Raw genomic sequence first — 20,531 nt, 5'->3', positions numbered from 1 at the left:
CGGTCTTGTTGGTAAGAGTATTACGAAGGCTTAATTACGTCAAAGCCCGTGTAGGGCTGCAGGACTTCAGGGATAACAATAGAGCCGTCTTCCCGCTGGCCGTTTTCCAATATACAGATGACGACTCTAGGCAAAGCGAGGCCGGAGCCATTGAGGGTGTGGACGAACTGGGGGTAAGCGCCTTCGGCGGGGCGGTACTTGACGTTGGCGCGGCGGGCCTGGAAGTCGGTGCAGTTGGAGCAGGAGCTGATTTCCAGCCATTCTCTAGAGCCAGGGGCCCACATCTCGATGTCGTAAGATTTGGCGGAGGGGAACCCCATTTCGACAGCGCAGAGGCGGATGATGCGATAGGGCAGGTCCAAAAGCTGACAGATGCGCTCGGCGTTGGAGAGGAGGGCTTCCAACTCCTGGTCGGAGGTCTCCGGCGTAGTGAACTTGTACATCTCTACCTTATTAAACTGATGGACGCGCTTGATGCCTCGTGTGTCCCGTCCCGCCGCGGCCTTCTCGCGTCGGAAGCATGGGGTGAGGGCGGCGAAATTAAGCGGCAGGTCTTTGGCGGCGAGGATTTCATCGCGATAGAGGTTGGTGAGGGGCACCTCGGCGGTGGGGATGAGCCAGAGGTCGTCCTCGGCGTCATGGTAGAGGTTATCGCCGAACTTGGGGAGGTTGCCGGATCCGACCATAATTTCGCGTTTGACGAGGGCGGGAAGCTGCATCTCTCGATACCCGTGATGCTGCGTATGCTGGTCCAGCATGAAGTTGTAAAGGGCGCGCTCAAGGCGGGCGCCGGCACCGGACTGGACGTAGAACCGAGAGCCGGAGAGCTTGGCGCCGCGCTGGAAGTCGATGATGCCGAGGCGCTCCGCCAGATCCCAGTGGGGTTTGGGCTGGAAGGGGAATTCCTTGGGCTGGCCGACGGTGCGGAGGATTATGTTATCTTCCGGACCTTTGCCGTCAGGCACATCGTCGCGAGGAATGTTGGGGAGGTCTAGGAGCAGGTCGTCCAATTGCTTCTCGACGTCCTTGACCTGCTGCTCTAGCTGAGAAATCTGGTCACCGACCTGCCGCATCTGGGTGACCAAAGCGTTGCGCTCGTCGCCTTTCATGCGGCCTATGGCTTTGCTGACCTCGTTGCGCTGGGCGCGGAGGGCGTCGCCCTGGGCGATGAGGTCGCGGCGATTCTTGTCGAGGGAGAGGATTTGGTCTATGGGCGGGGTTTCGTCACGGCGGGCGAGGGCGCGGCGGACGGCTTCGGGGTCGCGGCGGATGAGGTCAAGAGAGAGCATGGGCTAGGCCTTAGAGCGAAGCTGAGGGAAGAAGACCACGTCTCTTATGGTGGGCTGGGAGGTCAGGAGCATAACAAGCCTGTCGATGCCGATGCCGAGGCCGCCGGTGGGGGGCATACCGTGTTCGAGGGCGGTGATATAGTCCTCGTCGGTGCGGTCCGCCTCCTCGTCGGCGTAGCGGCGGCGGATCTCCTCCTGCATCTGGAACCGGCGCTGCTGCTCGATGGGGTCGTTGAGTTCGGTAAAGGAGTTGGCGATCTCCATGTTAGCGGCGAAGGCCTCGAACCGCTCGACCAGATACGGCTTTTCCGGCTTCTGCTTGGCCAGGGGAGACATGACCAGGGGGTGGTCGGTGATAAAAGTGGGCTGCACCAGATGCGGCTCGACGGCCAGGGAGAGGATTTTGTCGAAGACCTGATGGGGCGGGCCATTCTGGACCTGGAGGCCGCGCTCCCGCGCCTCGCGGATTAGAGAGTCAACGTCCTTCTTTTGCTGGACATAGGGGTCCAAGTCAATGCCGGTGTGCTGGTACACGGCCTCGCAGAAAGGGAGACGGCGCCAAGGCGGAGTTAGATCGATGGCGTGGCCTTCGTGCTGGACGGAGGTGGAGCCGAGGACCTCCCGGGCGACGGTGGAGACCATATTTTCCACCAGGGACATGATGTCGTTATAGTCGGCGTAAGCCTCGTAGCTCTCCAGGAGGGTGAACTCGGGGTTATGGTCCTGGTCGATGCCCTCGTTTCGGAAGACGCGGCCTATTTCATACACCTTGTCCAGCCCGCCGACTATGAGCCGTTTGAGATAAAGCTCAGTGGCGATGCGCAGGTATAGCTGTTGGTCGAGGGCGTGGTGGTGAGTGGCGAAGGGGCGGGCCAGGGCGCCGGCGGCGACGGGCACCAGGATGGGGGTGTCGACCTCGATGTAGCCGCGCGAGTCCATAAAATTTCGGATCCCCTGGATGATGCGGCTGCGTTTAATAAAGGTAGGCTTGACCTCTTCGTTGGCGATGAGATCAAGGTACCGCTGGCGGTAACGCTGCTCCACGTCCTTGAGTCCGTGCCACTTTTCGGGAAGAGGCCGGAGGGACTTGGAGAGGACGGTGAATTCTTGGACTTCGACGGTTATCTCGCCAGTGCGGGTGCGGAAGAGGGGACCGGCGGCGCCGAGGAAATCGCCCAGGTCCAAATCTTTGAGGATGGCGTAGGCGTCCCCTAAGGAGTCGCTTTTGAAGAGGAGCTGGACTTTGTCCGTGCCGTCACGCAGGTCGGCGAAGGTGTTCTTGCCCATGGAGCGCATCGCCATAATACGGCCGGCCAGGGTCACGGGCTGGGTCCTGGCGGCCTGGCCCCCGGCCTGTTCGGCCTCGTCGAAGAAGCTGCGGGCCTCGGCGTTGGTATGAGTCCGCTGGAATCGCGGCGGAAAAGGGTTAATGCCGCGGTCTAGGAGTCGCTGAAGCTTTTCTCGTCGGGCGGCAAGGAGGGCGGCCTCGGTGCTGGTGGGCGAATTTTGGCTGGGCGAGACGATTACTGAATCTCCAGGATTTTAAGCTTCAGGACGCCGGCGGGCACCTTGACCTCGGCCACCTGTTCTACGCGCTTGCCGAGGATGGCTTTGCCGATGGGCGACACGTTGGAGATGCGGCCCGCGGCGGGGTCCGCTTCCGGGCTTCCGACGATATGGAACTTCTCTTTTTTGTCCCGGGCCTGATTGAGGACGGTGACTTTGGAACCCACCTTCACGACACCTGCCGGACCTTTGGCGTTTTCGATAATGGCGGCGTTGTTAATAATGTTTTCGAGGTCCATGATGTGGCCTTCGATGAAAGCCTGCTCTTTTTTGGCCTCGTCATATTCGGCGTTGTCCACGGTGCCGCCGATGGCGTTGGCGAGCTGAATGCGCTCCGCGACCTCTTGTCGCTTGGTGGTGCGGTACATATCCAGCTCTTCCTTCAGCTTGACGAGTCCGTCGCGGGTGAGGTAAGTAGGTTGAGTCACACTGCCTCCAAAAAGGAAAGAACTAGGCCATCACGTTTGTGTGAAGAGGCCCAGTCGTGGTCATTTTAGGCTAGGGAGGAGAATTTGTAAAGGTTTGTTGAGGGTTTTCCCATGGAGGGCTGGCTTTTTCTTAGTTGGGATAACATCCGGCGCTTTGCCCTTTCACGTCGCAATCCCAAAACCGTAATGCAACGTATTAAATGAATATATGACGAGAAATGTTGATGACACTACGGCTGCTCTAAGTTAATCAGCTTCTATTTGAGCGTTTTGGCGTCTTCCCGTATCAGTATCAAAAGGGGACTTTACATATGCTAAGAAATCGTAAATGTGGTAAATCCTTGCAGTGGTCGTTGTAACACTCGCCCTGGCGGCGGCCTGTGGCGGCGGCCAAGCGGCTAATACTCCTACCGTACCCGCGGGCACTGTCTTGCCCGGCACCACTGCCACTCCAGGCGGCGGAGGTCAAACCACAGCTTATACCGAGACCAAAGAAGTGAATATCACTCCAGCCAATTTCTGCTCCATTCCGGTACAACTGAAAAGCGGAGATTCATTAAAAATCGAAGTAAAGGTGCGGTCCTCAGCGGTAGGTCTGGGGGACACGGAGGGTCAGAATAAGGCCGATGCCGGCATTATTATGGCTATTAACGACCAGCTTGGAGTCCAGATATTGCCGCCCACCTCATCAGATATTGAGCAAAAAGCTGAGATCACAGCAGACGCAGACGGGGAACACGTGATTGCGTTCCAGAACCCTTTCCCTCTGGCAATGATGATTGTGACGACCACGTATAGCCTTAACTAATAGCGGCTACAGAGTTTGCATTAAAAGGCAAGCCAGCCTTTCTCTGAAAAGATGCTGTCTTCCAGTTTGTCCCTAGGTGCGGATGAGTAATGATCAACACATGTCTAGTCATAAGCGGGGCGACCTCATCACCCTTAATCTCGCCACGGCGAGCTTACAGCCCTCTTCTCCTTTCTGAGAAGAGGGAAAGAATAAAGAAATACCACAACCCCCTCTTTAGGCATACTCAGGACGGCGTCTAAATCCCCCCTTCGCCTTCCAGGCCGAAGGGGGGAGAACCTGATGGGAAGGTAACCCTATACCTTGTTCCCTTAGGCCAGGGCCGATCCTCCTACGGGGACGAGATCCCTCCCGCTCATGTAAAGCCGGGGAGCTAGCGGGATTAAAGTAGCGTATAGTGGTAAAGGTTAGGCAGAGAGTCTTGCGACGACTAAGCCATAGGCCCGAAAAATAAAAAAATGCTAAAACTTGTTAAAAATTGGGGCTAAAATTATTTACTCTAGCCAAGCAGCAAGCCTAAAATCCCAGGATAGTCTGAAATGCGCGTTGTTGGAGGGATAGCCAAGGGAAGAAGGCTTAAACCCCCGGCCATCCCGGACGCCAGGCCCACCTCAGAGCTGGTTAGGACGGCGATTTTCAATGTCCTGGGCCCTGAGATGGTGGAGGGGGCCAGAGTGCTGGACCTCTTCGCGGGGACTGGCTCCCTGGGAATAGAGGCTTTGAGCCGGGGCGCCCAGTGGGCCGATTTGGTGGAGCAAAACCACCGGCAGTGCGCAGTCGCCCAGGGAAACCTGGAAGCGACCAGTTTTTTAGACCAAGGGCAGGTCTATTGTATGGCAGTGGAGCGAGCGTTGTCGGAGTTAAAGGGACCGTATAGGCTGGTCCTGATGGACCCGCCGTATAAGCTTTCTTCTATTGACCCTGTCCTCCAGGGCCTGGATAAGGCCGGGATGGTGGAGGACGGGGGTATTGTGGTTGTCGGGCACTCCAAACGCCAGGAATTGCAGGCCGCCTATGGCCGCATAGTTCACCTGAAAACCCGCCGCTACGGCGACAGCGTGGCCGACTTCTACAAGGCAGGCCCTGTCTAATGACCGTAGCCTTGTATCCGGGCACTTTTGACCCCGTTACCCTGGGCCACCAGGACATCGCTGTACGCTCGTCGAAGATATTCGAGAAGGTGATTGTGGGCGTGTACGCCAAGTCGCCTCGAAGCCTTATGTTCACTGTAGAAGAGCGCATCGATATGTTCAAGAAGGCGGTGGCGCAATACCGCAACATCGAAGTGCGGCCTTTCGAGGGGCTGGTGGTTCATTACGCGCGGCAGGTGGGTGCCGACGTCATTGTGCGGGGCCTGCGTAGCGGTGTGGACTTCGATTATGAATACGACATGGCTTTTATGAACAAAAAGCTGGAACCGGACATTGAGTTGGTGTGCCTTTTAACCCGCCTGGAGTACCAGTTCATCAGGGCCAGCCTCTTAAAAGAGGTGGCGGCTCTGGGCGGCGACATTAGAAACCTGGTGCCGCCTCATGTGGCTGAGGCGGTAAGAAAAAAGCGGAAGCAGTCCAGGTAGAAAATCAATCAATACTTAGGAGGATTCAGGTATGGCCATGGACATTGTCAGCATTTTGGACCGGATGGAGGCGTTGATCAGCACTAGTCTCAAGGTGCCCGCGACTCAGAGGACGTTTCTGGATACCAAGAAGCTCCAGGAGCTCGTCGACCAGCTTCGCATGTCCGTGCCACAGGACGTGAAAGCTGCGAAAGAGATACTGGCCAAGAAGGACGAGATAGTAAACCAGGCGGAACTGGAGCGCCGCAAGATCAGGTCTCAGGCGGAGGACGAGTACAGGAACCGGCTGAACCAGACCGAGGTAATGAAGGACGCCCAGCGCAAGGCCGCCGAGACCATTGAAGATGCGGAGCAGAAGTCGCAGCGCATGCTCAAGCACGCCGACACAGAGGTCAAGGGACGGAAGGCTGAAGTGGACGCCTATTCAGTAAAGACCCTGCGGAATTTGGAGCGGCAATTGACGGCCAATCTGACCAGCATTCGGAACGGCCTAGCATTACTTAATGGAATTGACACATTTGAAGTTGTAGCAACCGGCAACGGCTCCTCGGCAAAAGTCGAAGCGGGCCGCTAAAGCAATAATTTATAATATTTAGGCCCGCGGGGCGTCTTGCTCCGCGGGCCTTTTCTTTATGCGCGGCCCGGCCTGAGACAAGGCCTCCGATTTTGTGCCTGGATAAGAGGCCCTCATGGTGTATAATTCGCCTTGTTAATATGACGCAAGGCGGTGCTTGATGGCGTCGTCGGTAGGAATGAATCTCACGTTACCCTTAGGCCGCGATAAGCCTTTACTGATGCTTATGGACGGCCATGCCATGGTGCACCGCGCGTTCCACGCCATATCGGTGCGGCAGGCGCTGACCACACGATCGGGAGAGAACACCAGCGCCGTGTTTGGGTTCTCCAACACCTTCCTCAGGGCCATCAACGACTTAAAGCCCACCCACTGCATCATGGCCTTCGACACCCACGGCCCTACCTTCCGGCATAGCATGTTCATTGAATACAAAGCCCACCGGCCCGCGGCGCCCAGCGAGATGGTGCCGCAGTTCGAGCGCGTGAAGCAGCTCATGGCGGCTTTCAACATTCCGGTCGTCGAGATGCCAGGGCTGGAAGCCGACGACATCATCGGCACGCTGACAAAAAAAGCGGACGAGCAGGGCATCGAGACCATAATTCTGACGGGAGACACGGACACGCTGCAGTTGGTGTCGCCATACACTCGAGTCCTGCTTTCGTACAGCATCCAGGAGCAGAAGGTCTATGACGAGACGGCGGTGAGGGAGCGGTACGGCGGCCTGGCGCCCAGCCAGCAGATCGATTTCAAGGCCATCAAGGGTGACACCTCGGACAACATCCCGGGCGTGCCCGGGCTGGGGGATAAGACGGCGTCCAAGCTGCTGTTACAGTTCGGCAATCTGGAAGGCGTCTACGAACACATCGGCGAGGTGACGCCGCCGAGGATTCGAGAGCTTCTAATCCAGCACAAGGAGCAGGCGTTCAAGAGCCGCGTGCTGGCGACCATTCGCCGCGACGCGCCGGTGGAGCTGGACCTGGAGTCCTCCAAGTTCTGGAACTACGACCGCCAAGACGTGGTGAACCTGATGCGCGAGCTAGAGTTCACGAGCGTGATACCTCGCGTGCCGGAGGGGCTGAAGACGTCGGTGCGCGACGGCGCGCAGGACAAGAAGGACGTATCGCTGGACTACAAAGTGGTGGACACGCCGGAGGCGCTGGAGGCGCTGAGCGCGGCGCTGCACGAAGCCGGGTCTTTCGCCTTCGATACCGAGACGGACAGCCTGGACCCGATGCGGGCCAAGCTAGTAGGGCTGAGCTTTTCGACATCGCCGGGGCGGTCGTGGTATGTGCCGGTGGGGCACCAGGAGGGGAAGCAGCTGCCGCTGGAGGCGGTGTCGTCGAGGCTGAAGCCGGCGCTGGAGGACGTCAAGCTGTCCAAGAGCGGCCATAACCTGAACTTCGACGTAACGGTGCTGGCCGAGCATGGCATATTGGTCAAGGGCATCACCTGCGACACCATGATCGCCGCCCACCTGCTGGGTCGGAAGGCGTTGGGATTGAAGCAGATGGCGCTGGACGTGCTGCACCACGAGATGACGCCGATAACCGCGCTCATCGGCACTGGACGGAAGCAGAAGACTATGGACCAGGTATCGATTGCCGACGTGGCACCATACGCTTGCGCCGACGCCGATTACGCGGGACAGCTGCAGACGATTGTGGAAAAGGAACTGAAAGAGCAGGGGTGCTGGGACCTGTTCCAGAAGGTGGAGGCGCCGCTGGTGGAGATCCTGGTAACTATGCAGCGCAACGGCATCACGCTGGAGCCAGGCATTTTAGAGCAGATGTCGATAGAGATGGAGGCGCAGATAAAGGCGCTGGAGACGGCTATATACCAGGACGTGGGCCACGAGTTTAATATCGGCTCGCCGCAGCAGCTTAGCGACGTGCTGTTCAACGAACTGAAGCTCGGTAAGGGCAAACGGACCAAGACAGGCTATTCGACAGACGCCAGCGCGCTGGAGGCGCTTAAGGGCACTCACCCGGTCATCGAACGCATCCTGGAGTACCGGCAGGTGACCAAGCTGAAATCGACGTACGTCGATTCGCTGCCGACGCTTATCAACCCCAAGACCCACAGGCTGCACACCAGCTATAACCAGGCGGGGTCAGCCACGGGCCGCATATCCAGCAACGACCCTAATTTGCAGAACATTCCGGTGAGGACGGAGCTGGGCAGGAAGGTGCGAAAGGCCTTTACCGCCACCAGGGACGGTGGCGCCAACTGGCTGCTGTTCTCCGCCGACTACTCGCAAATTGAGCTTCGAGTGCTGGCGCACATGTCCCAGGACCCGGCGCTGGTGGAGGCGTTCCTGCGAGGCGAGGACATACATTCGGCCACGGCGTCGATGATGTTTGAGGTGCCGATAGAGCAGGTCAAGTCGGACCACCGGCGGGTGGCTAAGATACTAAACTTCGGCGTGATATACGGGCTGTCGGCCTTCGGCATATCGCAGCAGACCGAGTTCTCGCCTGACGAGGGGCGGAGGTTCATCGAGACCTATTTCGCCAAGTACCCGGGCATAAAGGGGTACCTGGACGGCGTGAGGGAGCAGGCCCGCAAGACGGGGTATGTAGAGACCCTGCTGGGCCGCCGCCGCTACATCCCTGAGGTGGAGGCCAGCAACGCCATTGTGCGGCAGGCTGGGGAGCGCATGGCTATCAACATGCCGATTCAGGGGACGGCGGCGGATATTATGAAGCTGGCGATGATTCGAGTACACCGCCGGATGCAGGAGGCCAGGCTTCAGTCTAGGATGCTACTGCAGGTCCACGACGAGCTGATGTTCGAGGCGCCGGAGGCGGAGGTGGCCTTGCTGACGTCGATTGTTACCGAGGAGATGCCCAACGCGCTGGAGGGCTTCGCGACGATGGCGGTGCCGCTGAAGGTGGAGGTGAAGACGGGTCTTACGTGGGGGAATATGTAAGGGCGCGCCCTTAACCCTTTGCTTTGCGATTCTTGGTTCCGGCCGAGAAGTAAGTTCCCGAATGCAGGCCAAATTATTATCGGAATGTTTGATAAATGCCTGAACTGCCAGATGTAGAGGCTTTCCGGCGGGCGCTGGAGGCACAGGGGCTGGTGGGCCGGCGGTTTACCGGCGCGACAATTTTGTGGCCCAAGGCGGTGCAGACCAAGCTCATCGAGGATTTTGTGCTGGGGCTGACGGGGCGTCGGGTGCGGGAGATGGGGCGGCGGGCCAAGTATCTAATCGCGAGGCTGGACAACGGGCACAGCCTGATATTTCACCTGCGCATGACCGGGTCGCTGCTGGTGGAGCCGTCGAAGCTGGCGCGGCACCCGATGACTCGGAACTACTTCTCGATGGACGACGGGCGGGAGCTGCGGTTTGTGGACCCCCGGAAGATGGGGATGGTGTGGCTGGTGGAGGAAGAGTCGGAGGTCTTGGGCGGGCTGGGGCCGGAGCCGCTGGAGCCAGCGTTTACGCCATCGGTTCTGGCGAAACAGTTAAGCGGGCACAAGGCGCCCATCAAGGCGTTGCTGTGCGACCAGTCGGTGGTGGCGGGGATTGGGAACATTTATGCCGACGAAGCGCTTTTCGCGGCGGCGATTAATCCGTTGACGTTAGGCACAGACCTGAAGGATACACAGATAAAGCAGATGCACAAGGCTATCGTGTCAGTGCTGCGGGAGGCGGTGGAGGCAATCGCGCCGCTGGGATACCAGGCGGGGCCGCCCACCGAGTCGTCGGAGGGGCTGGCGACGCTGCGGGTGCCTCGACGGGAGGGGTCGGCGTGCCGCAGGTGCGGCGGGGCTATTCGGAGGACGCCGGTGAGGGGACGGAGCACGTACTGGTGCGGGAAGTGCCAGAGGTAGGGGTTGAGTTCTGAAGTACAATTCGCTTTTACTTTAAGGTCTTGCAAACCAGCAAAGCGAACTTGACCAGTTTAAACCATCTTCCTATGATGAGGTCATGGGCACATTCAGTGTAAATATTAGGATAGGGGACGTCCAAGGGCGGCAATGGGAAAGCATTCCAGCCCTAGTAGATACTGGCTCTACATATACCTGGGTTCCTAGAGATATCCTAGACCGCTTGGGGGTTCAGCCAGAATTCCGCCAGGAGTTCGAAACTGCTGATGGTCGGGTAATCGAACGAGAGATGGCCCAAACGAGAGCTCGCCTTAATGGGCAAGAGCGTATAACAATGGTGGTGTTCGGCGGGGAAGGAGATGCAGCATTACTTGGCGCTTATACTCTGGAAGGTTTTTCCTTAGCCCCAGACCCAGTGAACCGCCGCCTTATTCGAGTGCGAGGCTTGGCCATGGTTGGCATTCGCTCGACTAGACTTCATCGACGCAAATCTCCTTAGTCAGAAGGTAATCCGTGCGAGAGTATGAGCCTTCTTCCTACGGCGAACGAAACGCCGACGTCTATGACGAAATGTATGAAAGCATGCAGGACGTGGGGCCTGTCGTTGACTTGCTGGCGGAGCTGGCGAAGGGCGGCCGGGCGCTGGAGCTAGGCATCGGCACGGGGCGCATTGCTATTCCTCTGTCGAAGCGGGGGGTGAAGGTGGAGGGGATCGACGGGTCGGAGAAGATGGTGGACAGGATGCGACAGAAGCCGGGTGGGGAGCGCATACCGGTGGCCATCGGCGACTTCGCGGAGGTGGGCGTGAAGGGCAAGTTCTCGCTGGTATATATACCCTTCAACACCATTTACAACCTGGTGACCCAGGAGGCCCAGGTGCGGTGCTTTCAAAACGTGGCGAAGCATCTGAAGCCGGGCGGGGCGTTCCTCATCGAGGCTTTTGTGCCGGACATGGCGCGTTTTACCAGGGGCCAACAACTGGAGGCCTACACCGTAAGACCAGATCTGGTCGTCCTGGATGCAGGGCGCCTTCATCCCACCGATCCCCAGCGCGTCCAGTATCAGAACGTTCATATCAGCAATAATAGCGTGCGACTGTACCCCGTGGAGCTAAGGCTTGCGCCGCCTGCCGAAATGGACCTGATGGCGCAGCTAGCAGGGCTGAAACTGAAGGACAGGTGGAGCGGGTGGGGGAAGGAGCCGTTTACGACGGCGAGCACAACGCACGTTTCGGTGTATGTATGGTCGTAGATGCCCCATTTGACTTCCCAACCTGCGGTACAATAAATTAGTTCCAATTTCAGTGGAAGAGTAAAAACAGATGCCTATTTACGAGTACAAGTGCGCCCCGTGTAACAATCGCTTCGAGAAGTTACAGCCTTCCGGGACCAGTCATGCCGACTGCCCCAAGTGCAACCTGCCGGCCAAGAAAGCCTTATCCGTATTCTCGGCGGTGAGCACGGGGGCTAATGGCGAGACGGCGTCGCTGGCGGGCATGGGCGGGTGCGGGAACTGCGGCCCCGGCGGCTGCGCCTGCAGCACGGGGATGGGCGGGGGGCACGGCCATAGCCACGGCGGCCACGGACACGCTCATTAAGCCTTGGCTTCTTCTATCGTCTTCTCATGCGCCTTGCTCCAGGGAAGAGCGAGGCGCTTTGTTTTTAGAAGATAAGCTGCGCCAGCCGCCGCTATCAAAAGGCCGCCGAGGATGGAGACGAGGCCGACGAACAAAGTGGCGTCGTACCAGAAGCCGTTGGGGAACATGATGATGAGGTAGTCACAGCAGGGGTCGAGCTGCCAGAAGTCGTTGGCGAAGCTGAGCTGGTGGAAGGCGAGGAATAGCTGATCGAAGGCGACGAGGGCGGTGAGGCCGATGGCGGCGATGAGGCCGACGGTGAGGCCGCCAGCCCAAAATGCCCATCGGGCCAGGGTGGGCGTGAAGGCGCGGCCCTGCCGCCAATAGCCGAGGGCGAAGGCTGACCCGATGGAGACTAAGGCTACAGCCCCGACCACATAGACGCCCCAAATCAGCTTCTTCACGTCGCGCATGTGAGCGACTTCTTTGGGGCTGAAAATCTCCATCTCTCGTCCAAAGACAACGGCGCGTACCTGCAACGGCTCCTGGCGCGAGTTGAAGTAGCCGCGAATGCCGCGGCTGGCTTGCATGAGACCGTCGTCGCTGATGCCGCTGGCCTCGGCGATGTCGAACTTGTCGAAGCCGTGCTGGTAGAGGCGCAGGTCGTTGACGGCCCAGGTGACGCTGGCGGTGACGAGGAAGAGGGGCACGGCCACGATGAATAGGACGGCTATTGGTAGGAGGTGTTTATTCATTACGTTCAGATAATGGCTGACATCTTGTATTCTACCAAGCTGGGGAAGGACTGGATTCCGGGTTCCGCCGGAATGACGAAGAGCGTCCGACACCTTTCCTTGCCAGCAAAAGAAGGGCGAACCTATAATCGGCCTATGGCTGACGCGAATTTGCCCCAAAACCTTGGCACCTTTGACGCGTTGATACGAATTGTGGACAGGCTGCGCTCCCCAGGGGGATGCCCCTGGGACATTGAGCAGACCCACGAGTCGTTGAAGCGGACGCTGCTGGAGGAGTGCTACGAGGTGCTGGAGGCCATCGATTCAGGCGACCCGAAGCGGCTGTCGGAGGAGATGGGCGACATCCTGGTGCAGGTGGCCTTCCACGCCGACATGGCCCGGCGCGCCGGCCAGTTCGACATCGCCGACGTGCTGCGGCAGGTAAACGAGAAGCTGGTGCGCCGCCATCCCCACGTCTTCGGCGATGTGAGGGTGAAGGACGCGCGAGAGGTGGAGCGGAACTGGGACAAGCTAAAGGAGAAAGAGAAGGGCGGTCGGAAGTCGCCAGTGGAGGGGATTCCTGGGGCGACGCCGTCGCTAGCCTACGCCCAGCTTATGCAGGAGCGGGTGGGGAGGCAGGGGTTCGAGTGGGAGGACGTGAAAGGGGTGCTGGACAAGGTGGCGGAGGAGGCGGGAGAGGTAGCGAGGGCCGAGGGACAGGAGGAGAAGGAGAAAGAGATCGGCGACCTTCTGTTCGCCGTGGTGAACCTGGCTCGGTGGGAAGGGGTCCATGCCGAGGATGCGCTGCGACGGGCCAACCTGCGGTTTCGCGCACGATATTTAAAGATGGAGGAGCTGGCGGCTGAACGGGGGCAGGAGTTCAAGGCGCTGCCGCTGGAGGAGAAGGAGCGGCTGTGGCAGGAGGCGAAACGGGTGGTGGGGCAGGGCGAGGCCAGCAAAAGACATGACAATGCCTAACAATAACGCCGACCTCTCGCTTTTTTCCGACTTCTATGAACTGACCATGGCCGAGGCCTACTGGAAAAGCGGGCTAGACGACCGGGCCGTTTTCAGCCTGTACGTTCGCAGCTATGGGCCTGGCCGGGGCTATTACGTCTTCGCCGGGCTAAATGAAGTACTGTCTTATCTTGAGTCCTTCAGGTTTAGCGACGAGGCTGTCGAGTATTTAGGGTCGGAACATCATTTCGACGATGGGTTTTTGCAGTACCTGAGCAACCTGCGGTTTACCGGCGACGTGCGGGCCATGACGGAGGGCGGCATCTTCTTCGCCGACGAGCCGGTGCTGGAGCTAAACGCATCGATCATCGAGGCGCAGCTAGTCGAGACCTACTTGCTGAACCAGATAAACCTCCAGACTATCCTGACCACCAAGGCGTCGAGGGTGATGAGCGCGGCGGGGGGCAAGGCGGTGGTGGACTTCGGGTCGAGGCGCAGCCATGGGGTGGACTCGGCGCTGAAGATGGCGCGGGCAGGGTATCTGGCAGGCTTCGGCGGCACCAGCAACGTCATGGCGTCGAAGCGATATAGCATCCCCACCTTCGGCACCATGGGCCACTCCTTCGTGACCAGCTTCCCGCGCGAGATTGACGCCTTTCGTGCCTATGCCAAAAGCTTCCCCGACACCAGCGTATTTCTTGTCGACACTTATGACCCCATCGACGGCACCAAGAACGCTGTCACGGTGGGGCTGGAGATGCTGCGGGAGGGCCACTACCTGCGTGGCATACGCCTGGACAGCGGCGATCTATTGAACCTGTCGGGCAAGTGCCGGGCGCTGTTGGACGAGGCGGAGCTGCGGTTCGTACGAATCTTCGCCAGCGGCGGCCTGGACGAATATGAGGTGGAGCGGCTGGTGAAGGGCGGCGCGGCCATCGACGGGTTCGGGGTAGGAACAAAGGTGGCAGTGTCAGCCGACGCGTCATGGACCGACTGCGCCTACAAGCTTGTCGAGTACGGCGGCGTGCCGACGCTGAAGCTGAGCGCGGGGAAGGAGACGCTGCCGGGGGCTAAGCAGGTCTATCGTTGTTATGACAACCAGGGTTTATATGACAGGGACGTGATATCGATGGAGGATGAGGAACCGGCTCAGGATGGCGGCGAGCCGTTGCTGCAGGAGGTGATGCGGGGAGGGAGGCGGGTGAAGACGGCGCCGGGGCTGGAGGAGCTGCGGGAGTTCCACCTGTCGGAGATGGCGAAGCTGCCGGAGCAATTCAAGGATATAAACGCCAAGGCTAGGTTTAACGTGGAGATAAGCCCGGGGCTGGAGTCGCTGCGGAAGAGGGTGGTGCAACGGGTGCTCACGAAGGAGTTGGGGGAGTAGGGGAAACCAGCAAGCTCAGCGATGGGTCCGAAAGGCTGGGCTTGGACGCTGTACCAGGCGCTGGTGTTGACACAGAATTAGGATTTGCTAAACTGAAATGAGTAACACTAAGTAACACTCAGTCGATGCGAGGAGTGCCCCATGGGGAGAACAACCAAGACTATTACCATCTCCATTCCGCCGGAGATGGAACAACAGATTGAGGAGCTGATGCGCCTGGAAGGACGAACCCGCAGCGAACTGCTTCGGGAGGCGTTGCGCCGTTACGCAGACGACAGGCGCTTGCGGTTTCTAAGTCAGGAGATTGGTCAGAGAGTGCGAGAGGCAGGAATCACTTCGGAAGAGCAGATCAACGAGCTGATTCATGCGCAGCGGCGCAGCCGAGGATAGGCTCCGCGCGGTTTTAGACAGCAATGTTCCAGTCTCAGCATTCGCTTTTCCTGGCGGCACGCCGAACCTGATACTCCAAGGGGTTGTCGCAGGAAAAATTCTCGCGGTGGCTTCGCCATTTGTCCTGGCAGAGGTGGAGGGCGTGCTCAGGAATAAACTCCGGGTCTCCGAAGAGATTATCCACACCTCGCTGAACTTCCTCCAAGACCGCTGCCTGCTCGTTGATCCGCCTGGAATGGTGGCCATTCCAGACCTTTCGCCAGCAGACAATCGGATCCTTGATTGCGCTATTGCGACAGAAGCCGACTACCTCGTGACCGGCGATAAAGGTATCCAGCGTCTTAGAGAATTTCGTGGAATTCGCATTGTAAGCCCAGGCGAATTCCTAGATGTTATGCTTCGTAATAGGGGCGAGCGCTGAATCGGGAGCGAGGTCCTGCACAAGGAGTTAGGGGAGTAGCTAGGCGCCAGCGGGCAGGAGGCCTTTGGTGTTTTGCAGTTTAGCGCCAGCAGCTAGCATTTTTTCAATCGCACGCTGGCCGTCGCCGGGGTTGACGTTAACGGCGGCGATAGCGTCAATTAACACGCAGGTCTTGAAGCCTTTTTTGAGGGCGTCGAGGACGGTGTTGAGGACGCAGTAGTCGGTAGCGAGACCGCCGACGAAGACGCGCTCGACACCGTTGTCTCGTAGCTGCCGCTCCAGGTCCGAGTCCAGGAAGCCTGAGTAGGCGTCGACTTTGGGGTTGCTGCCCTTTTGTACAACGATGGTGTTGACCAGCAGGTGGAGGCTGGAGTGAAACTGAGCGCCGCGAGTGCCCTGGACGCAGTGAGCGGGCCAGGGACCGCCGGACTCCTTAAAGGACGAGTGGCCGGGCGGATGCCAGTCCTGGGTGGCGAAGACAAAGGCGTCGCGGTCACGAAACACGCGGGCCAGTCGCGTCAACGCCTCGGCGACGATGTCACCTTTGGGAACGGGCAGGGAGCCGCCGGGGCAGAAGTCGTTCTGCACGTCGACGATGATGATGGCGTCGCGGTTGGTGATATTCATTGGCGCCGCCGTTTAATAGGGACTAATCTTGGGGAACTAGGATAGCCGCCAGGAGGTAGACCAGGACCGCGGGCATGAAGCCGGTCAATATCATGACCAGCACGAAAATTACTCGGACCAGGGTAGGATCAGACCCCAGATACTCCGCCAGACCGCCGAGGACGCCGAAGAGCATTTTTTGGGTGCTGCTTTTGTGAAGCCTTCTGGGCGCCGCCATTATGCCCCTCCTCCCACTCGAAACGTTCGAGGTTATGCCATACTCCCACTAACGCTAATTATAAACCATCAGCCGGCAAGGTCTTTCCAATGATGGTGAGCAAGCGGCTTTATGGCAGTTTGTAGTAGAACCCCCCGCCCATCCTGGCTTCCAACTCGGCAGCAACGCCCGCGGCCATGCCACGTCCAAAGCGGCCAGCCATGCGCTCCAGGAGGCCGCGTTTGGGACGGATGTAGAGAGGCCGGGGTTGGACGTCTCCCATTCTTCCCGCTATCTCCAACGCGCGATCGAAGTCACCGATTTCGTCCACCAGGCCCAGGTCTCTGGCGCGGCGGCCGGTGAAGATTTCGCCAGTAGCGAGTTCGCGGACGCGTTCCGGCGGCATCTTGCGGCCCTTGGCGACAACGTCGATGAAGTTGTCGTGGATTTCGGCGATAAGGGACCTGAACTTGTCGTCCTCTTCGGGAGTGGGGCCGCGCCAGAAGCCGGTCATGTCCTTATAGCGCCCGCCCTTGTAGACTGTCAGGTTGACGCCTAGTTTTTCCAATAGTTCTTGCATGGCGGGCCGCAGATAGATGACGCCGATGGAGCCGACCAGCGATGAGGGCAGGGTGATGATTTTCGAGGCGGCGCAGGCCAGGTAGTAGCCGCCGGAAGCGCCCATGCTGCGCACGAAGGCTACGACGGGCTTGGCCTCGGCGATTTTGGTGATGCGGGCATGAAGCACCTCGGCGCCGCCGACAGCGCCACCCGGGGAGTCTATATCAAGGACTAGGGCCTGATAGTGGGGTTTCTTACCGACGTCGTCCAGCAGACGGGCCATCTCCGCTACCTGGCCGCCGCTGCCGATGGGGCCAAAAAATTCGACGACGGCGACGCCGCTGCGGGTGAATAGACCCATAGAAATATCTCCTAAAGTTTCAGCCTTAACTTTTCCATGATTGGACTGCCGGAGAGCACTGTGAAGTTGGTCTTAATAGCCGTATTGTAGTTCCAGGGTTTCACCCCTCAACCTGCGCCTTCTCCCACAAGGGGAGAAGGAATTTTCTTGGCGCCCGTCAGACTTGTCCGTATATTTAGACTTAGCTTGTACTAGGCGTCAGACGGCCCCGGGGGGCTGAAGCTGGAAAGGGGGAGTCCAGCTTTCGATGGGGATTTCGACGACGGTGGTCTTGTCGGACTTCAAGGCTTGCTTAAGGGCGGGGCCAAGCTCTCGATAATGGCCCAGCTTGACGCCGTTGGCGCCGAAGTCTCGCGCCACGGCGGCGAAGTCGGGAGTGTGGAGCTTGGTGCCGATGACTCGTCCCTTATACCGCACCTGCTGGTCGCGAAGTGAGGCGCCCAGGGCTTGGTCGTTGAAGACCAGGACGGTGACGTTGATGCCCTCCTGGACGGCGGTGGCCAGCTCTGACAGGCAGTACATAAACCCGCCGTCGCCGCTGACGGCCACCACGGGCTTGTTGGGGTTGCCGACCTTGGCGCCCAGGGCCGTGGGGAAGGCGTAGCCCAGGGTGGCGAAGTAGGAGGCGTTGAGGTAAGAGCGAGGGGCGCGCACCTCATAGGCCAGGTTGGACCAGTACCCAAGGCTGGCGATGCCGCTGATATACACGGTGTTGTCGGGCAGCTCCTGGCGGATGGTCTTGATGATTTCGACCTGGTTGGGAGCAAGCTGCTTGACTTCGTCGTCGGCCTTGGCCTTCTGCTGGGCTATCTCCTTGGCAGTCCATTCCGAGGCTGACTTCTTGCCTTTAAGCTCCGACAGCAGGGCCTGGAGGGCCAGTTTGGCGTCGGCGGCGATGCTGACCTTTTCGGGCCAGTTGCGGCCTAGCTCGGCGGGGTCGGCGTCGATGTGGATGATGGACTGGTGGGGCTTGAAGGTCCAGTTGGTGGGAGCCAGGAAGTGTAGGCGGGTGCCGACGGCCAGGACAACGTCGCACATGGGCATGACGTTGTGGGCGGGGCCGTGGCTGTAGTAGAAGGAGCCGGCCCATTGGGGGCTGTTCTCGGGGACGGCGCCTTTGCCCTCGGCGGTGGTGATGACGACGGCGCCGATGGCGGAGGCTAGCTGCGACAGCTCGCTATTGGCGCCCGAGGCGTTGACGCCGCCGCCGGCCCAGATAAGGGGCCGCTTGGCCTTGAGCAGAAGCTGGGCCGCCTCTTTAATCGCTTTAGGGTCGCCCTTCTGCCTGGGGAACTCCTCGCGCTCCATCAGTTCGACGTTAGCGGACTTGGGGAGGACGTCGGAGGGAAGTTCCAGGGCTACGGGGCGAGGGCGGCCGGTCTTCATCTGCCGCATGGCTTCGTGGACGGAGCCGGGGACGTCTTTGGCGTCGAAAATAGTCTTACGCCACTTGGTGACGTTTTTGACGATGTCTAGCTGGTCGATGATTTCGTGGGTGGCGCCGCGGTCCTTGCCCCGGTCGCCGGTGGCGACCTCGCCGGCGATAAGCATGACCGGCGACGAGGTGGCATAGGCGGTGCCGATTCCGGCGGAGGCGTTCTGCAACCCCGGCCCAGGCACAACCAGGCAGACGCCGGGCTTGCCGGTGGAGCGGGCGTAGCCGTCGGCCATATAGGCAGCGCCCTGCTCGTGGCGGGTGGTGATGAGGCGAATGCCGGGCTCGTTGTGAAAGGCGTCATAGATGTCCATGATCTGGACGCCGGGGAGTCCAAAGACCACCTCGACGCCCTCTCGGACCAGGGATTTGACCAGGGCTTGGGCTGCCGTCAGTTGGGGCATGGGGGTTTCCTCCAATCGTCTTATGAAGTATTACAACCGGGCTTGAGTCGCGACGAACTCATCCCCCTTGATCCCCCTTCTCTTTTCGGAGAAGGGGGAAAGAAAAAAGAAACACCACAACCCCCTCCTTCTGCATACTCAGGACGGTCCGATTGCATCGGACTCCGCGATATATGCTTAAAGGTAGCAGAGCGTCTAGCTCCCCCTTCGCCTTCCAGGCCGAAGGGGGAGAACCTGAAAAGAAGACTCCTACTCTCATCCAATCTTTCTCAACAAGCCCTGGTGGTCTCCAATGACTCGCAAGGGGCACAAAAGGGATAGGCGACGAAATCAGCCTTCATCATATCGGCTGGCGTTTTGGTGTCAACCTGGAGTTGTGGTTTGCGATAATATATAGCCGACTTCAGGCATGGGGAATGGATGGCAAGACTGCTCTCCTCGGTTCGAACTAACAGCCGCCGGGTGTGGGTGAACCGGTGGGCCAGGTGGTCGTTGATTGGCCTGCTGGCGCTGATGGCCGTGGTCTACGTGTTCATATCGTACATGATAGCGTCAGGAGTGACGGTGGCGGAGAGGAAGGAGCAGGACGACAACCCCAGTAACTACGGCGTCGTGTATGAGGAGGTGCGGTTCAGGTCGAGGGATGAAGAGGTGACGCTGGAGGGGTGGCACATCCCGGCCCAAGGGGGCGCGCCGACGATTATTTTTGTCCACGGCCTCAACAGCCAGCGCACCGCCGACGGCGCGGTGGACCTGGCGGCAAGACTGCATCAAACCGGCTACGGGGCGCTGCTGTTCGACCTGCGGGGCCAGGGGCTATCGGAGGCGGCGAGGGTGTCGGCGGGGTATTTTGAGCAGGAGGACGTGCTGGGCGCGCTGGACTATTTGATGTCGAGGGGCGTGGCGGCGGAGAAGGTGGGGCTGCTGGGGTTCTCTATGGGGGCGGCGACGGCCCTGCTGGCGGCGTCGCAGGAGCCGAGGATATGGGCGGTAGTGGCGGACAGCCCCTTCGCCAACGCCAGCGACCGGCTGTCGGACGAAACGGCGCGGCGCACCATCATACCTGCATACATGGCCCCCATGTTCCTGCCGATGGCGAAGCTCTTCGCCCAGGGGCTGTACGACATAAGCATCGGCGACGTAAGCCCGGAGCGGGCGGTGAGGAGCCTGGACTACCCGATTCTTGTCATCCACGGCGACGCGGACACTCGCATACCCATCGAGCAGGGGCGGCGGGTGCACCGGGCGGCGCCGGCGGGCAGCAAGATATGGATAGCGCCCGGGGCGGACCACGTGGATGCGTTTAACAACTACCCCGACGAGTATGTGCGGCGGGTGGAGTCGTATTTTGAGGAGAGGTTGGGGGGTAGATCGCCTGCTTAGCCTTCCCCTGTTTGTGGAAAAGGC

General features: G+C 59.5%; 22 protein-coding genes. 14 read left to right on the top strand and 8 right to left on the bottom strand.

Features of this window, described 5'->3' with window-relative positions; translation table 11 throughout:
* Nucleotides 1-20 precede the first annotated feature (20 nt).
* From serS to greA, 3 genes are read right to left on the bottom strand one after another with little or no spacing between them, the layout of a single operon-like run.
* The gene (gene serS, locus FJ320_03235) at nt 21-1,289 is read right to left on the bottom strand and encodes a serine--tRNA ligase (GenBank protein ID MBM3924990.1); all 1,269 of its coding nucleotides are present in this window, start codon (nt 1,287-1,289) and stop codon (nt 21-23) included.
* 3 nt (nt 1,290-1,292) lie between these two features.
* A complete protein-coding gene (gene lysS, locus FJ320_03230) occupies nt 1,293-2,813 on the bottom strand; it encodes a lysine--tRNA ligase (protein MBM3924989.1) in 1,521 nt (506 codons plus the stop codon).
* The gene (greA, locus tag FJ320_03225; protein MBM3924988.1) at nt 2,813-3,283 is read right to left on the bottom strand and encodes a transcription elongation factor GreA; all 471 of its coding nucleotides are present in this window, start codon (nt 3,281-3,283) and stop codon (nt 2,813-2,815) included. Before greA ends, lysS begins: the two co-directional genes overlap by 1 nt.
* Nucleotides 3,284-3,629: 346 nt before the next feature.
* Here greA and FJ320_03220 point away from each other — a divergent pair, with 346 nt between their 5' ends.
* The 9 genes from FJ320_03220 (at nt 3,630) to FJ320_03180 (ending at nt 11,675) form a co-directional block, all read left to right on the top strand.
* The gene (locus FJ320_03220; GenBank protein MBM3924987.1) at nt 3,630-4,091 is read left to right on the top strand and encodes a hypothetical protein; all 462 of its coding nucleotides are present in this window, start codon (nt 3,630-3,632) and stop codon (nt 4,089-4,091) included.
* Between the two features lie 539 nt (nt 4,092-4,630).
* The gene (gene rsmD / locus FJ320_03215) at nt 4,631-5,182 is read left to right on the top strand and encodes a 16S rRNA (guanine(966)-N(2))-methyltransferase RsmD (GenBank protein MBM3924986.1); all 552 of its coding nucleotides are present in this window, start codon (nt 4,631-4,633) and stop codon (nt 5,180-5,182) included.
* Nucleotides 5,182-5,667, top strand: coding sequence for a pantetheine-phosphate adenylyltransferase (coaD, locus tag FJ320_03210; GenBank protein MBM3924985.1), 486 nt, complete (start codon nt 5,182-5,184; stop codon nt 5,665-5,667). Before rsmD ends, coaD begins: the two co-directional genes overlap by 1 nt.
* Nucleotides 5,668-5,698: 31 nt before the next feature.
* The gene (locus tag FJ320_03205; GenBank protein MBM3924984.1) at nt 5,699-6,241 is read left to right on the top strand and encodes a hypothetical protein; all 543 of its coding nucleotides are present in this window, start codon (nt 5,699-5,701) and stop codon (nt 6,239-6,241) included.
* Nucleotides 6,242-6,419: 178 nt separating this feature from the next.
* On the top strand, nt 6,420-9,173 hold the full coding sequence (gene polA, locus FJ320_03200; protein ID MBM3924983.1) for a DNA polymerase I: 2,754 nt from the start codon (nt 6,420-6,422) through the stop codon (nt 9,171-9,173).
* 95 nt (nt 9,174-9,268) lie between these two features.
* Nucleotides 9,269-10,081, top strand: a complete 813-nt coding sequence (gene mutM, locus FJ320_03195) for a bifunctional DNA-formamidopyrimidine glycosylase/DNA-(apurinic or apyrimidinic site) lyase (GenBank protein MBM3924982.1) — start codon at nt 9,269-9,271, stop codon at nt 10,079-10,081.
* A gap of 97 nt (nt 10,082-10,178) precedes the next feature.
* Nucleotides 10,179-10,577, top strand: coding sequence for a hypothetical protein (locus tag FJ320_03190; protein ID MBM3924981.1), 399 nt, complete (start codon nt 10,179-10,181; stop codon nt 10,575-10,577).
* Between the two features lie 14 nt (nt 10,578-10,591).
* Nucleotides 10,592-11,329: a class I SAM-dependent methyltransferase gene (locus FJ320_03185; GenBank protein MBM3924980.1), complete on the top strand. Its 738-nt coding sequence runs from the start codon at nt 10,592-10,594 to the stop codon at nt 11,327-11,329.
* Nucleotides 11,330-11,399: 70 nt separating this feature from the next.
* On the top strand, nt 11,400-11,675 hold the full coding sequence (locus FJ320_03180; GenBank protein MBM3924979.1) for a zinc ribbon domain-containing protein: 276 nt from the start codon (nt 11,400-11,402) through the stop codon (nt 11,673-11,675).
* Here FJ320_03180 and FJ320_03175 read toward each other — a convergent pair.
* Entirely contained in the window at nt 11,672-12,409 is a 738-nt protein-coding gene (locus FJ320_03175) for a TIGR01906 family membrane protein (protein ID MBM3924978.1), read from the bottom strand. The two genes, FJ320_03180 and FJ320_03175, sit on opposite strands and share 4 nt — an antisense overlap.
* A gap of 135 nt (nt 12,410-12,544) precedes the next feature.
* Here FJ320_03175 and mazG point away from each other — a divergent pair, with 135 nt between their 5' ends.
* The 4 genes from mazG to FJ320_03155 all read left to right on the top strand — a co-directional run bounded on the left by mazG (nt 12,545) and on the right by FJ320_03155 (nt 15,540).
* Entirely contained in the window at nt 12,545-13,366 is an 822-nt protein-coding gene (mazG, locus tag FJ320_03170; protein MBM3924977.1) for a nucleoside triphosphate pyrophosphohydrolase, read from the top strand.
* The gene (locus FJ320_03165) at nt 13,359-14,729 is read left to right on the top strand and encodes a nicotinate phosphoribosyltransferase (GenBank protein ID MBM3924976.1); all 1,371 of its coding nucleotides are present in this window, start codon (nt 13,359-13,361) and stop codon (nt 14,727-14,729) included. Before mazG ends, FJ320_03165 begins: the two co-directional genes overlap by 8 nt.
* A gap of 141 nt (nt 14,730-14,870) precedes the next feature.
* Nucleotides 14,871-15,119, top strand: a complete 249-nt coding sequence (locus FJ320_03160) for a ribbon-helix-helix protein, CopG family (GenBank protein ID MBM3924975.1) — start codon at nt 14,871-14,873, stop codon at nt 15,117-15,119.
* A complete protein-coding gene (locus tag FJ320_03155) occupies nt 15,094-15,540 on the top strand; it encodes a putative toxin-antitoxin system toxin component, PIN family (GenBank protein MBM3924974.1) in 447 nt (148 codons plus the stop codon). Before FJ320_03160 ends, FJ320_03155 begins: the two co-directional genes overlap by 26 nt.
* A 39-nt stretch (nt 15,541-15,579) precedes the next feature.
* Here the strand turns inward: FJ320_03155 and FJ320_03150 are convergent, their stop codons facing one another.
* From FJ320_03150 to FJ320_03135, 4 genes are all read right to left on the bottom strand, one after another.
* A complete protein-coding gene (locus tag FJ320_03150) occupies nt 15,580-16,167 on the bottom strand; it encodes a nicotinamidase (protein ID MBM3924973.1) in 588 nt (195 codons plus the stop codon).
* Between the two features lie 22 nt (nt 16,168-16,189).
* The gene (locus FJ320_03145) at nt 16,190-16,384 is read right to left on the bottom strand and encodes a PspC domain-containing protein (GenBank protein ID MBM3924972.1); all 195 of its coding nucleotides are present in this window, start codon (nt 16,382-16,384) and stop codon (nt 16,190-16,192) included.
* A 109-nt stretch (nt 16,385-16,493) separates the two neighbouring features.
* Nucleotides 16,494-17,285, bottom strand: coding sequence for a signal peptide peptidase SppA (sppA, locus tag FJ320_03140; protein MBM3924971.1), 792 nt, complete (start codon nt 17,283-17,285; stop codon nt 16,494-16,496).
* Nucleotides 17,286-17,483: 198 nt separating this feature from the next.
* The gene (locus FJ320_03135) at nt 17,484-19,124 is read right to left on the bottom strand and encodes a thiamine pyrophosphate-binding protein (protein ID MBM3924970.1); all 1,641 of its coding nucleotides are present in this window, start codon (nt 19,122-19,124) and stop codon (nt 17,484-17,486) included.
* Nucleotides 19,125-19,544: 420 nt separating this feature from the next.
* Between FJ320_03135 and FJ320_03130 the strand changes: the two genes are divergently transcribed.
* Nucleotides 19,545-20,507, top strand: a complete 963-nt coding sequence (locus tag FJ320_03130; protein MBM3924969.1) for an alpha/beta fold hydrolase — start codon at nt 19,545-19,547, stop codon at nt 20,505-20,507.
* Nucleotides 20,508-20,531: the final 24 nt, after the last annotated feature.

Source organism: SAR202 cluster bacterium (assembly GCA_016872285.1).
Taxonomy (GTDB): domain Bacteria; phylum Chloroflexota; class Dehalococcoidia; order Lucifugimonadales.
Note: the sequence above shows the minus strand (reverse complement) of the source record. Positions and strands in the feature narration are given on the sequence as shown.